The sequence below is a fragment of the Sorangiineae bacterium MSr11954 genome (genome assembly GCA_037157815.1).
In the GTDB taxonomy this organism is placed as follows: Bacteria; Myxococcota_A; Polyangia; order Polyangiales; family Polyangiaceae; genus Pendulispora; species Pendulispora albinea.
On sequence record CP089984.1, the window covers coordinates 10,593,920 to 10,606,125 of the forward strand.

General features: G+C 67.6%; 12 protein-coding genes. 6 read left to right on the top strand and 6 right to left on the bottom strand.

Annotated elements, in window-relative coordinates:
• Positions 1–15: 15 nt before the first annotated feature.
• Both LZC94_41455 and LZC94_41460 read right to left on the bottom strand, forming a co-directional pair.
• On the bottom strand, positions 16–894 hold the full coding sequence (locus tag LZC94_41455; GenBank protein WXB14280.1) for an exodeoxyribonuclease III: 879 nt from the start codon (positions 892–894) through the stop codon (positions 16–18).
• A 28-nt stretch (positions 895–922) separates the two neighbouring features.
• Positions 923–1,792: a flap endonuclease gene (locus LZC94_41460; protein WXB14281.1), complete on the bottom strand. Its 870-nt coding sequence runs from the start codon at positions 1,790–1,792 to the stop codon at positions 923–925.
• A gap of 218 nt (positions 1,793–2,010) precedes the next feature.
• On the opposite strand from LZC94_41460, the gene LZC94_41465 reads away from it, so the two are divergent.
• On the top strand, positions 2,011–2,280 hold the full coding sequence (locus LZC94_41465) for a hypothetical protein (GenBank protein WXB14282.1): 270 nt from the start codon (positions 2,011–2,013) through the stop codon (positions 2,278–2,280).
• A gap of 10 nt (positions 2,281–2,290) precedes the next feature.
• On the opposite strand, the gene LZC94_41470 is transcribed toward LZC94_41465, so the two are convergent.
• The gene (locus tag LZC94_41470; GenBank protein ID WXB14283.1) at positions 2,291–2,695 is read right to left on the bottom strand and encodes a hypothetical protein; all 405 of its coding nucleotides are present in this window, start codon (positions 2,693–2,695) and stop codon (positions 2,291–2,293) included.
• A 220-nt stretch (positions 2,696–2,915) separates the two neighbouring features.
• Between LZC94_41470 and LZC94_41475 the strand changes: the two genes are divergently transcribed.
• Positions 2,916–3,908, top strand: a complete 993-nt coding sequence (locus tag LZC94_41475) for a DUF72 domain-containing protein (GenBank protein WXB14284.1) — start codon at positions 2,916–2,918, stop codon at positions 3,906–3,908.
• Here the strand turns inward: LZC94_41475 and LZC94_41480 are convergent.
• On the bottom strand, positions 3,888–4,577 hold the full coding sequence (locus LZC94_41480) for a glutathione S-transferase family protein (protein ID WXB14285.1): 690 nt from the start codon (positions 4,575–4,577) through the stop codon (positions 3,888–3,890). The two genes, LZC94_41475 and LZC94_41480, sit on opposite strands and share 21 nt — an antisense overlap.
• A 121-nt stretch (positions 4,578–4,698) precedes the next feature.
• On the opposite strand from LZC94_41480, the gene LZC94_41485 reads away from it, so the two are divergent.
• Positions 4,699–5,472 (top strand): hypothetical protein, encoded by a 774-nt coding sequence (locus LZC94_41485; GenBank protein ID WXB14286.1) that lies wholly within the window; start codon positions 4,699–4,701, stop codon positions 5,470–5,472.
• A 10-nt stretch (positions 5,473–5,482) separates the two neighbouring features.
• Here the strand turns inward: LZC94_41485 and LZC94_41490 are convergent, their stop codons facing one another.
• On the bottom strand, positions 5,483–5,962 hold the full coding sequence (locus tag LZC94_41490; protein WXB14287.1) for a VOC family protein: 480 nt from the start codon (positions 5,960–5,962) through the stop codon (positions 5,483–5,485).
• Between the two features lie 208 nt (positions 5,963–6,170).
• Here LZC94_41490 and LZC94_41495 point away from each other — a divergent pair, with 208 nt between their 5' ends.
• The 3 genes from LZC94_41495 to LZC94_41505 all read left to right on the top strand — a co-directional run bounded on the left by LZC94_41495 (position 6,171) and on the right by LZC94_41505 (position 11,493).
• Positions 6,171–7,751, top strand: coding sequence for a DUF255 domain-containing protein (locus LZC94_41495; protein WXB14288.1), 1,581 nt, complete (start codon positions 6,171–6,173; stop codon positions 7,749–7,751).
• Positions 7,752–7,765: 14 nt separating this feature from the next.
• Positions 7,766–10,078, top strand: a complete 2,313-nt coding sequence (locus tag LZC94_41500; protein ID WXB14289.1) for a hypothetical protein — start codon at positions 7,766–7,768, stop codon at positions 10,076–10,078.
• Positions 10,079–10,431: 353 nt separating this feature from the next.
• Positions 10,432–11,493, top strand: coding sequence for a Gfo/Idh/MocA family oxidoreductase (locus LZC94_41505; protein ID WXB14290.1), 1,062 nt, complete (start codon positions 10,432–10,434; stop codon positions 11,491–11,493).
• Here the strand turns inward: LZC94_41505 and kduD are convergent.
• Positions 11,442–12,200, bottom strand: coding sequence for a 2-dehydro-3-deoxy-D-gluconate 5-dehydrogenase KduD (gene kduD, locus LZC94_41510; protein ID WXB14291.1), 759 nt, complete (start codon positions 12,198–12,200; stop codon positions 11,442–11,444). The genes LZC94_41505 and kduD overlap by 52 nt on opposite strands.
• Between the last annotated feature and the right edge of the window lie 6 nt (positions 12,201–12,206).

The following is a 12,206-nucleotide window of genomic DNA, read 5'->3' on the forward strand; positions in this document are numbered from 1 at the left end:
CGGCAAATCGAGGCGCTAGAAGAGCTTCAATTGCCCCTCGGTCGAAGCCCCGGGCGGCGTTTGCGTCGGGGGCGTTGCACCTCCAGGTGGCGCTCCGGCCTCCGACGTGGGCGCTCCCTTTGGCGGCGCGACGTCGAACGACGCCATCACGGGCGCGTGATCGCTGGTGCCGAACTCGGGGAACACCTCGCAACCCGACGCGTGCTCGGCGAGCGCCGCGCTGGCGAGCACGTAGTCCAAACGCCAGCCGATGTTGCGCGCGCGCATGTTCCGCCATGGCGCCCACCACGTGTAGAGCTGGTCCGCGTCGGGGTGGAAGCGACGCGACAAATCGACCAATCCCTCGCCGATGATGTGCTCCAGCTGCGCGCGCTCATTGGGCGTTTGCCCGATCTCCGTGGGCCTGCGCAGGGTGGGATGCACGTCGCGCTCCTCGCGCGCCACGTTCATATCGCCGACGAGCACCAAGGATCGCCCCTCGGCATGGACCGCGTGGGTGAAGGTGGCGAGCGCGTTCAAGAAGCGGGTCTTGGCGCCGAAATCCTTGCCGCCATTGGGCACGTAGACCGAGGTGAACACGGTGGTGCCGAGGGTCGCGGTCACGATGCGCGTCTCGTGGTCGAACTCGGGGTGCGCGAACACGGGGCGCTCGGGGAAGCTTTGACGCGAGAGCAGGAGGGCGACGCCGGAATAGCCTTTGTGGCCGTGCCAGTAGCACCAGTAACTGTCGAGATCGCGCAGCGCCGCGGGGACCTGATCGGGGGAGGCCTTCACCTCCTGCAACGAAAGAACATCGGGCCGATGTCGATCGATGAAGGTGAGGACTTCGGGCTCTCGCGCCCGAATGCCGTTGACGTTCCATGTGGTGACGGTGAGCATCGCGCGCCCATTCATGCCGCGAGGACGCGGCCGCGGCAAGGGGTCACAGCCAGCGCGCGATGCGCTCGGGCAGCCCCTCGGCGCCGATCTTCGCGCAGAAGGCGCGGAACTCCGGCGGGGTACCCTTGTATTCCAGGTCGTCCAAGGTCTCCGTCAAGGGCACGTCCGTGCGCAGCAGCGCCAATTGTTTGTAGAGCAGCGCCTCGGCTTTGCTCGCGGCCAAGGTGGTCGCCAGGCGGTCGGCGCCGCGCACCAGGTTCGCCGGCCAATCCTTGGAGCTCTCGGGGATGCGCTCGATCGAACCGAACACCTCGAGCACGCGCGCCGCGGACTTCTCGCCCCATCCGGCGAGCCCGGGATAGCCATCGGCCGCATCGCCGACCAGCGCGAGCCAATCGGCGATGGAAGCCGGCAGCACACCGTATTTGGCGCGCACGGCGTCCTCGTCCAAGACGGTGTTGCGGCGGCGATCGAGCATGACCACGTGCTGGCCGCGCACGCACTGCGCGAGATCTTTGTCCGGTGTGGCCAGGAGCACTTGCTCGGCCTCGGGCGCAAAGCGTTTTGCGCCCGAGGCGAGGGCGTCGTCGGCCTCGAACTCGACCATGGGCCATACGACGAGGCCCAATGCGCGAATCCCTTCTTCGACCAGCGGGAACTGACTCAGGAGCTCCGCGGGGACGCCGCTCTCGGTTTTGTATCCGTCATAGAGGGCATTGCGAAACGAGCGTATGACGTGATCGGTCGCGCACGCGACATGGGTCGCGCCCTCGTTCTGTACGAGCTTGATGAGCGTCCCCAGAACACCCCGGGTGGCGCCGACCTCGGTGCCATCGGGCAAACGCGACGACGGCACGGCGAACCATGCGCGGAACAACTCGTAAGTAGCGTCGACCAAATGAACACGGGGCATTGGCGTACTTTACTCCTCTCGCGCAAAAGGCCAATCGGGACCAACCGCGCCACGCATCGTGGGGTTCACGCGGCTCATGTCCACGGACTGGACGTGGCACGGACCATCCTCCCATAGCCTTTTTGCCTGACGAATGCGGGAAGATCTGCAACACTGTATCCGTGCTCGCGTCTTTGACTGAGCACCCTTATTCGGTAATCCAATTAGGAGGAACCTTTATGAAGAACCTGGCTTTCATCCGCCTTCTCGCGGCTGCCTTTGCCGCGGTGGCGCTTGCATGCACGACCGGCTGCAGTGGAGACGCAAGCTCCGAACCTACCGACCTCAATGACAGCACCGGGACCGAGCTCACCACGCTGGGAGCAGGCTCGGATCGCAAACCCGTACCACCCCCGCCCGAACCCGTAACGCCGCACGCCGCCGCCCCCGGTGGCGGTGGAGACGTGCCGCCCCCGCCCGAGCCCGTATCCCCGGGAGTCGAGCACTAGAACGCGGCTTTCAGCCACGCGCACGCACCAAGGCAATGACATGCGCGGCGACCGTGACGACGATGGCTGTCGCGGTCGCCAGGTGCGCGCGCCGCTTCCGAGCGCGGCCTCGCAGGCGAACGTCGCGCAGCTGCAACCCCAGGCCGGCATGGGCCATGAGAAGAAAGAACGCGATGCCGCCCGGCAACAGGGCGAGCATACCGCCGCCGACCGCGGCCGGCGAACCAAGCATTTGAATGATGGCCATGGTGTGAACGAAGGCGATCCCGACCACGCTGACCCCGAAGACGACGTGCAAACGCGTCCACGGTGAGTCGGGCGCCGCGCGCCGTTTGGCGTACAGGTGATGGCCAAGCGGCAACATGGCCGCGGCGGCGATGAGAACGACGGCGATCCATCCGCTCCAAGCGGTCATTTCGCGACCGAAGCTACCAGCAAGGACGGGGGTTGCGCACCTGGTGTGAGCGCCCCCCAGGCTGCGCAGCCCGCCGCCGGCATTTTGCGACCGCACCGCACGGCCTTTTCCGAGCCGAACGAGCCCGCCACGTTCGGGCCGGCGTTTTCGAGTACCATGCCCGAGGCGCCCCATTGGAGTCTTGGCCGGGGCGCTCCTCGGAGACGAACGAAAATTCGCGATGAAGGACGACGACGACTCGCAGGGAACGTTGTTCGACATACCGCCGCACGATCTCGAGCCGGCGGACGCTCGCCTCGAGCATGAGCCCACCGCGCGGGACCTTCCGGACACCATCGCGATGGGCGGGATGACCTGGTCGTTTCCAGGGTGGATCGGCATCGTCTACGCCCCCGGCACACCGGACAAGCTGCTCGCCGCCCGCGGGCTCACCGCGTACACGAAGCACCCGCTCCTTCGCGTGGTCGAGATCGACCGTTCCTATTACGATCCGCTGCCCTCGAACGTGTTTCGATCGTTCGCGGAGCAAGCGCCCGACCATTTTCGATTCTTCGCCAAAGCGCACGAAGAGTGCGTCGTTTATCGCTTCCCGGAGCACGCCCGATACGGCAAAAAGCGCGGCGCGTCGAACCCGCGTTTCCTCGACCCGAGCTATGCAACGGACGCGGTCGTGGGGCCGCTGGTGGAGGGTCTGGGCCCGAAGTTGGGCGGACTGCTCTTTCAATTTCCGCCGCAAGACGTGGGCGATCCCTATGGCTTCGCGGCGCAGCTGCACGACTTCCTGCGGAGGCTCCCGAAGGGCGTCCCCTACGCCGTGGAGCTTCGCAACGCGGAGCTCCTCACATCGGAGTACGGCGCCGCGCTCGAGGACACCGGCGCGGTGCATTGCCACAACGCCTGGACGAAGATGCCGCTCATCCCCGCGCAAGCCAGGCAAATCCCGCCCGGCGCGCGGCGGCCGCTCGTCATTCGATGGCTCCTCCGCCAAGGCGACAAATACGAAGAAGCCCGAACACGCTATGCGCCGTTCAATCGTATCGTGTCCGAAGATCCATCGAGCCGCGATGCCATCGCGAAGCTGGTCGCCAAAGCGCATAGGCACGGGGTGCCGGCGTTCGTGTTCGTCGACAACAAAGCCGAAGGATGCGCGCCCGAGAGCATCGGGCTGCTCGGACGCGCCATCGTGCGCGAGCTAGCCCGCCTTCGCCCGTAGATCCTCGAACACCGTGGCCATCTTTTCGAGCGCGCTCTCCTGCGACGGCGGGCGCGCTGTCTCCCGAAGCGCGTCCGCGTACCAGCTTTGCATCGACGGAAGCGCGAGCAGCCGCGCCGCATAGGCGGCCGCGGTGTCATCGAGGGTCAAGCCGTACGTCTGGATGCGGTAGGCGACGGGGCCGAAGAATGCATCGACGGCGGTGAAGGCTTTTCCGGCGAGGAACGGCCCCCCGAAGCGCGACAGGCCATCGTTCCAGAGGCCGGCGAGGCGTGTGATGTCCTTGGTGAGCTCCGGCGGGACCTCGTGGAGTCGGGCGCGAACGCCGCAGTTCATGGTACAGCGCGAGCGCAAGTTGCCGAAGCCCGCGTGCATCTCGGCCGCGGCACAACGGGCCCAGTCGCGGGCGGCGGGATCGGAGGGCCATACGTTGGGGTGGCGCTCGGCCAGGTATTCGACGATGGCGCTCGATTCCCAGATCTTCGTGCCGTTGTCGTCGAGACAGGGGACTTTGCCCGACGGTGAAATTTTTCGAAGCTCGACCCAGCGCGGCTCTTCGTCGAAGGGCACCATATGCTCGTTGAAAGGGATCCCCAGCTCGCGCAGAACCAACCAAGGGCGAAGTGACCAGGACGAATAGTTTTTATTGGCGATATAGAGGTCGTACATTGTCGATGAGCTCCCGAGGACGCACCCTACCTCTCCTTGGTGGAGGCCGCGAGTCGTGGTAGCGTCCCCGCCTCGAATGTTGCGATCGCTTGGCTCGATACTCATCGCAGGGGCGGTTTTCATGGGCTCCGCAGGATCGGTCGCTTTGGCCGCGCCCGGAAAATCGGCAGAGTCCGATGAGCCCTGGTGCGAAGCGCAAACCGAGACCTTGCCGGACGATGTTTGCTATTTCGATGGCGGCGCTGGCAAATCGGGCGCCGCGGGCAAGTCGGGGCAGCGCCGCACCTTGGTCGTATTTCTTCATGGGGTCATCCCGCCCAATACGACGTGGCAATGGACGCAGCATCGCGCGCTGGTGCGCGAGGCCAAGCAGCTCGGCTTTGCCGTGCTCATGCCGCGCGCGCCGCGACGAAGCTATGGCCGCAAAGGTGAGCTCTACTCCTGGCCCACGGCGGTGGCGGCGCAGCGGGTGGAGGAGGACGGCCTGGTCGAATCGTGGTCGCGCGCGCAGAAGCTCGTCGAGTCGCGCGATGGTCGCTTCGACGAAGTGTTCGTGATCGGGTTCTCGAGCGGGGCCTACTACGCCTCGTCGCTGGCCCTGCGCGGGCGGCTCGACGTCGATGGCTATGCGTTCCTCGCGGGCGGCACCTCCGGGCGGGCCACCGCGACCGCGCGAAAGCCCATTTACGTGGGCGTATCGGCGCGCGACAAGCAAACGGCCCCCGATGCGCGCGGGCTCGGCGGCGCGCTCACCCGATGGGGCTGGCCGCATCGGGTGCGCGAGGAGGCCGTGGGCCATACGGTCGCGGACGTGCATATGGCCCATGCGCTCGGCTATCTGCGCAGCCAGCCGCACGCCGACCATGCGGGCATCGACCGAAAGAACACCGACTGAGCGAGCGCGCTCAGCCCTTGGTGGTACCGCTATCGTCGGGCGTCCAGGCGTCGACCCTTCGTTGAATCTCTTCGTTGGAGAGATCTTCGATCTGCTGCGTGATGATCCAGAGGTGCCCGAAGGGATCCACCAGCCGTCCTTGCCTGGCGCCATAAAATTGATCCTCGATGGGGTAAACCACGGTCGCGCCCGCGTGGACCATGCGCTCACCCACCGCGCGGGCGTCTTCGACCTGCACGGTGAGGATGACCGGCGAGCCGCCGAGCGACGCGGGCGCATCGTTTTTCCAGTCGCGGGCCTCCTCGGAGAGCGAAAAGGTCGTCTCGCCAATCGTGAGCTCGGCGTGCACGATGTGGCCGTTCATTTTCGTGTCGGCGAACCGTGAAACCTCTTTTGCGCCGAGCGTCTCGACGTAAAAATCGATCGCGCGCGCGGCCCCTTTGACGATGAGGTGCGGGTAAATTCGTGGGAGTGATTTCTTCGTGGCCATGGGACAATCTTGGCACGGATCCGTTTGCGCCGTCCGCCCGTAGATGCGTCGATCGTCCATGTTGCGCACGACACGATTTCATCCCATGCCATGGTGCATCAAATCCGCATTCCTTACGCTGGCGCCAATCCTCGCGTCTCTCTTCGTTCACGGATGCGCCGCTGCGCCGGCACCTGCGGCCGCGGCCGTAAATCGCCAGAGCGCCGGCGTGAATGGTGCGGGCGCGTATGGTCCGGATGCATCTCCGAAGGAGCCGCTCGCCTGGGCGCCCTTCGGCCCGGAGGCCTTCGGACGCGCGAAGAAAGAGCGAAAGTTCATCGTGTTGGATGGCGCCGCCGAGTGGTGCCATTGGTGCCATGTGATGGAGTCGACGACGTACCACGATGGCGCCGTGGCGGCGCTTTTGCAGCAACACTTCGTCGCGACCAAGGTCGATATCGATTCCCGGCCCGATATCGAAGAACGCTACCGGGCGTGGGGGTGGCCCGCCACCGTCATCTTTTCGCCCGACGGTGAGGAGCTCGGAAAATACCGCGGGTACATCGCGCCCGATGCATTTGCCGCCATCTTGAAGGCCGTGGTGGCGAGCCAAGGATCGGGCCCGAGCGATGGCGCGCGCCCAGGCATCGCAGGAGCGCCCGTGAGGGTCCCCGATGCGCCGCTCCCGCGGGAGATGCTCGCGTGGGCGGCGCGGTGGGCGGCCCTCGAGCTGGAAGACCATTGGGACCCCAACGAGGGTGGCTGGGGCGTTCAGCCCAAGGTGCCTATCCACGGCAACACGGAATTTGCGTTGCGGCGCGCGGCGCGTGGGGATTCCACCTTGCGGGAGCACGCGCTCACCGTGCTCGACAAGCAGCGGAGCATCATCGATCCGGTGTGGGGCGGTATTTATCAATATTCGGTGGCGCCGGATTGGGTGCATCCCCACTTCGAAAAATTGATGGAATACAATGCCGGAGCGCTCGCCGATTACGCGACGGCGTACGTGCTCACCAAGGACGAGCGCTGGCTCCGCGCGGCGCGCGACATCGACCGCTATTTGCGCGCGTTCCTGATCGCGCCGAGCGGGGCGTTCTACGGCACGCAAGACGCCGATGTGAATGCCCATGAGCGCGGAAAGCGCTTCGTGGACGGCCATGACTATTACCGGCTCGGCGACGTCGAGCGCCGCAAGTTGGGTATTCCGCGCGTCGACACCAACGAGTACGCGAAGGACAGCGGCTTGGCCATCGAGGCGTATGTCACCTTGTACGAGGCGACCGGCGATCGCTCCGCCCTGGCCATCGCACGGCGTGCGCGCACCGCCGTTCTGCGCGCGCACACCGTGCGGAGCGGCGCGGTCGCGCATGCGGCGTCGGCGGGCGAGCCCAAGTCGGGGGACGCGGCCAAGTCGGGGGACGACACCACGGTCCTTCACCTGGCGGACAACGCCGCCTTCGGGTACGCGCTGGTGCGGCTCTACAAGGTCGACCGCGACGCGAGCACCCTGGAGGCGGCCAAGCGCATCGCCAGCTTTGCCGTAACCGAGCTGCTCGATCGGAACGAGGGAGGGTTCTTTGCGCACACGGAGGATCCGGCCGCCGTCGGCGTGTTTCGGCTTCGGCGAAAGCCGTTTAGCGAAAATGTGCTCATGCTCCGCTTTTTGCACGAGCTTACGAAGCTGGCCCCGGATCCTGCGCACACCAGGGCCCTCGACAAAAGCGTCCGGTACCTGACCGAGCCCGAGCGGATCAAGGACGCCGGGCGATTCATCGGCGACTACCTCTCCCTGTTGGACGCCGTCTTGTAGGGTATCTTGGTCGCATGGAGAGCGAGCGGGAGCCGATGTTCGGGCGCGAGGCCGAATGCGACACCGTCGTGGCTTGCCTTGCGCGCGGCGAGCGGCTGGTCACATTGGCGGGGCCAGGCGGCATCGGCAAGAGCCGGCTCGCCGAGGAAATTGCGCTGCGAACGCGCGACACATGGTCGTCGGGCGTGGTCGTGGTGGGGCTGTCGGCCGCACGAGAGGTGCCGCGGGCGATCGCGCGCGCCGCGGGGCTCAAGTGGCAGCGCGCCGCGCGCGCCGACAAAGATGCGGCGCACCTCGCCCCGATCGCGGCGCTGGTCGATGCGCTGGGCGAAGGAGACGCGCGCCTCCTCGTGCTCGACGACGCCGACGCCGTGCTGGAGCAAGTGGCCATGTTTGCGCGGCTATGCCTCGAGCGCGCGCCCAACGTGCGGCTCCTGACGACCACGCGCGAGCCTTTGGGCATCGCGCACGAGCGCGTTTTCCCGCTGGGGCCGCTCGCGCTGGAGGCCGCGCTGCAGATGTTCGAAGCGCGGGCCGCCGGTGCATCGGACGACGACGCGCGGCCGCTGGTGGAGAGGCTCGACGGGATCCCGCTGGCCATCGAGCTGGCGGCGAGCCGGGTGCGCGTCATGAGCCCGCGCGAGCTGCTCGTCCGGCTGGAGGAGCGGTTCCGCATCTTGAAGACGGACCGGCGCGATCTCCACGAGCGCCATCTGACGTTGGCCGGCACCCTCGAGTGGTCGTGGGAGCTATCGGGACCGGACGAGCGGCGCGCGTTTGCGTGTCTCGGGGCGTTCACCGGTCCGCTCACCTTGGAGGCCTTCGAGGCCATCGTGGGGCCCGAAATCGAGAGCGATCCCATCGACATGGCGTCGGCGCTGCTACGAAAATCGCTGGTCACGCGCCTCGACGTGCGCGGGCCCGCGCGGCTGTCGATGCTCGAAACCCTGCGCGCCTTCGCGCGCTCGAAGCTCGCCTCGCAAGGCACGCGCGACGCCATCGAGCGCCGTCACGCGCTCTTTTACCTGGATCGCGCCGAGCAGATGGCGGCCCGCACCTACGGCGCCGGCGCGGTGCACGCGCTCGACGAGCTCGAGGCGGATCTGCCGAACCTGCTGGCGATCTTCGATCGCGAGCTCGCACGCACCCCGCGGCTCGCCGCCCGCATCGGCGTGGCGCTGGCCGATCTCGCCCTCTTTCGCAACGCCATCGATCTGCGAAGCACGTCGTTCTCGCTCACGCGCCGCGCGGCCGACGAAGCGGGCGATCCCCTTTTGCGCACGCGCGCTCGGCTCCTCGAGGCGCGCGTGGCGCTGGAGCTCGGGCATCCGGAGGCGGCCGAGGGCGCGCTGGGCGAGGCGCTTTCGTTGGCGGGACAAGGGCCGCTGCGCGCGGAGGTGCTGCGCAGCTTGGGGTGGGCGCGCTTGGCGCTGGGCCGCATCGACGAGGCGGAAAAATCGCTGGAGGAGGCGTTCGCGCACCACCACGCGGCGAGCGACGGCCGCGGCGAGGCAGACGCGCTGGCCGCGCAAGGAATCGCTCGCGCGCTGCGCGGCGAGATCGAGCGCGCGCACGACTTTCTGTCGGCCGCGCACGCGCTTCACGTTCGCGCGGGCGATTCGATCCGGCGGCGCAAGGTGGAGGAGATGGCGGACCTGGTGGGCCTCGTCCTCGACGGCGAGGCGCAGTCGGTCGCCCGGTCCATGGCCGATCTTCGCGCCTCCGCCGAAGCGCATCGCGCCGGGGGCCGGCTATGGCGCGCGGCGCTCGATTGGGTGCGGGTCGCGGAGCTCGCGTCGGCGGGCGGAGCCCACGACGATGCGCACCTCGCGCTGCAAACGGCGCGGCGCCACGCCGATGAAGCGTCGGTTCCCGCATTTCTTTGCGACGTCGTCTTGCGCGCGGCGCGCCTCTCCACGGGCCGCGACGACGCGCCGAACGAAGCTGCGTTCGCGCGCGCGGGTGCCGCGGGAGACAAACCGACGATCCGCGCGCCCGCCACCGTATGGCGCATCGGCCCCGACGCACGATGGATGGCAACCCCCGACGGTACGCGCACCGACTTGATGCGCCACGGCCCCGTCCGGCGTCTTCTGCACGCGCTCGCCGAGCTGCACGCGGCCGAGCGCGACCGCGCCCTCTCCGCCGTGGAGCTCCTGGAGGCAGGCTGGCCCGGCGAGCGCGTCCGCCACGAAGCGGGAATGCTCCGCGTGTACACGGCCATTCGCCGTCTGCGCAAGCTCGGGCTCGAACCGATCCTGGTCACCCGCGACGACGGCTACTTGCTCGATCCAAACGCGTCGGTCGTTCGAGAGGACTCTGCGTAGTTGCGCGGGCGCGCGGGCGCGGTCTCCGATGGCGAAGAGCTCGGCGGCGGACGTGGCCACCAGCGCTTGATCGAACCATCGTTCGAGAAGGGCAAGGTCGGTGCACCCCAGGATGCGGCCCTGCTCTTCCGCAGATAGGCGGACGCCTCGTTTGTCCACGATACGGAGAATCGCTGCAAAGCGGCGCAAGCTCGCGGAGCGTAGTCCACGCGCCTGCCGCGCGCCCCCGTCAGCTCGCTACGCCGTGCGCGGCCCCGAGATGGCGCCGACCGCTCGCGGCTCTACGACCCGTGTCATTTGATGTCAGGCGATTCCCCTGGGCACGAGCCAAGGCGTGATGCACGCTCCGATGCATGTCGAATCGGTCCTCGGGGGGAGCGCTCATCGTCGGTGCAGGCGCAGCGGGGCTTTTGCACGCGCTCTCGTTTCGCGCGCACGGCGTGCCGATAGCCGCCGTTTACGATCCGAATCGACGACGGGCGGAGCGCCTCGCCAGTCTCGTCGGCAGCCCGCGCGTGCTCGACTCTTCGTCATCGCTTGCACAATGCAACAATTTCACCTACGTAAGCATTTGCAGCCCCCCGCGCGCCCACGTCGAGCAAGCCGAGATGTTCGCCGATGACGCGCGGCTCGTGTTCGTGGAGAAGCCCGTCGCCATCGCGCGCGACGAGATGGCGCGGCTCGAGCGCCTTCGCTATGCCGTGCCCATCGTGCAATGGCGCGCGGGTCGGGCGATTCGGGCGGTGCGGCGCGCCATCGCGGAGGGATTTTTCGGCGGGGCCCTCAGCGTCGCCATCGATCTGGCGTGGCATCGCGACGTGCGCTACTTCGCGGAGGGCCGGGCGCGCCGCGATCAGTGGGGGTGCGGTGCGCTGCTATCCATCGGCATCCATGCGCTCGACGCCGTTTGCTTCGCCTTGGACCGGCCCATCTCCGACGTGCACGGCGCGCTCGGATACACCCCGGGCATCGACGTCGAGACGCGCGCCGCCCTCGCCATTTCCTTCCGGGGCGGCACGATCGCGAGCCTTCGAATCGCCTTGGACGCAGGGGCCGACGATACGCGCATCACCTTTTGCGGCGATGGCGTCACGGCCACCATTCACGGCGGCGAAGCGGATCCCACCGCCAGCGCCGTCGCATGGACGGCCCGTGACACTGCACGCGAACAAGCTCTCCGCGCCCTGGAGCAGACCACCGACGGACAGCCCTCGGGCCCGCTCATCGTTCCCTTCATGGGCCGCGCCATCGAAGCCTACCGCCAGGGGCTCGTCCCCGGCGCCTCGCCGCATTTCCCCTCGGTGCGCGACGTGGCCATCGCCCATGCCGCCATTTTTCGCGTCTACGAAGGCGATGCGCGCGCTCAGCGTGCCATCCAACCGCCATCGACGGCCAGCACATGGCCATTGACGTAGTCGGAGGCGGCCGAGGCTAGGAACACCACCGCGCCGACCAAATCCTCCGGCGTCCCCCAGCGCCCGGCCGGGATCCGCGCTCGTATCGCCGGCTCGCGCTCGGGATCGGCTTGCAGCGCCGCGGTGTTGTTCGTTCGAATGTACCCGGGGGCAATCGCGTTGACGCAAACGCCGCGCGAGCCCCACTCGTTGGCGAGCGCCTTGGTCAACCCCGCGACCGCGTGCTTGCTCGCGGCATACGCCGGAACCCGAATACCGCCTTGAAAGCTCAGGAGCGAGGCAATGTTGATAATCTTGCCCATACCGCGCTCGAGCATTTGCCGGCCCACGATTTGACACAACGCAAAGGTGGCGTCGAGGTTCACGGTCAGCACCCTTTGCCAATCGGCAAAGCCGTGCACCTCGGCATCCGCACGGTGGATGATCCCCGCATTGTTCACGAGCACATCGATCCGCCGGCGCGCCAACACGTCCGACAGCGCAGGCGCGATGGACCCCGGATCGGTCAAGTCCACGACCAGCTGCTCGGCCTTGCCCCCCACCGATTCGACCTCCGCCACCGCCTCGTCGAGGTTGCGCGTCCGCCCCAAGAGCACCACCTCGGCCCCGGCCTTGGCCAACCCAACGGCCAACGCCCGGCCGATCCCCGTTCGAGCCCCGGTGACCAAGGCCGTGCGCCCCCCCAGCGAGAAGAGATTCCGATCCATACGTTC

Excerpts from the sequence above, each read along its gene's own strand:
- LZC94_41490 (WXB14287.1), bottom strand. The coding sequence starts at position 5,962 with ATGGCCACGAAGAAATCACTCCCACGAATTTACCCGCACCTCATCGTC.
- LZC94_41455 (WXB14280.1), bottom strand. The coding sequence starts at position 894 with ATGAATGGGCGCGCGATGCTCACCGTCACCACATGGAACGTCAACGGC.
- LZC94_41460 (WXB14281.1), bottom strand. The coding sequence starts at position 1,792 with ATGCCCCGTGTTCATTTGGTCGACGCTACTTACGAGTTGTTCCGCGCA.
- LZC94_41475 (WXB14284.1), top strand. The coding sequence starts at position 2,916 with ATGAAGGACGACGACGACTCGCAGGGAACGTTGTTCGACATACCGCCG.
- kduD (WXB14291.1), bottom strand. The coding sequence starts at position 12,200 with ATGGATCGGAATCTCTTCTCGCTGGGGGGGCGCACGGCCTTGGTCACC.
- LZC94_41505 (WXB14290.1), top strand. The coding sequence starts at position 10,432 with ATGTCGAATCGGTCCTCGGGGGGAGCGCTCATCGTCGGTGCAGGCGCA.
- LZC94_41480 (WXB14285.1), bottom strand. The coding sequence starts at position 4,577 with ATGTACGACCTCTATATCGCCAATAAAAACTATTCGTCCTGGTCACTT.
- LZC94_41465 (WXB14282.1), top strand. The coding sequence starts at position 2,011 with ATGAAGAACCTGGCTTTCATCCGCCTTCTCGCGGCTGCCTTTGCCGCG.
- LZC94_41485 (WXB14286.1), top strand. The coding sequence starts at position 4,699 with ATGGGCTCCGCAGGATCGGTCGCTTTGGCCGCGCCCGGAAAATCGGCA.
- LZC94_41500 (WXB14289.1), top strand. The coding sequence starts at position 7,766 with ATGGAGAGCGAGCGGGAGCCGATGTTCGGGCGCGAGGCCGAATGCGAC.
- LZC94_41470 (WXB14283.1), bottom strand. The coding sequence starts at position 2,695 with ATGACCGCTTGGAGCGGATGGATCGCCGTCGTTCTCATCGCCGCCGCG.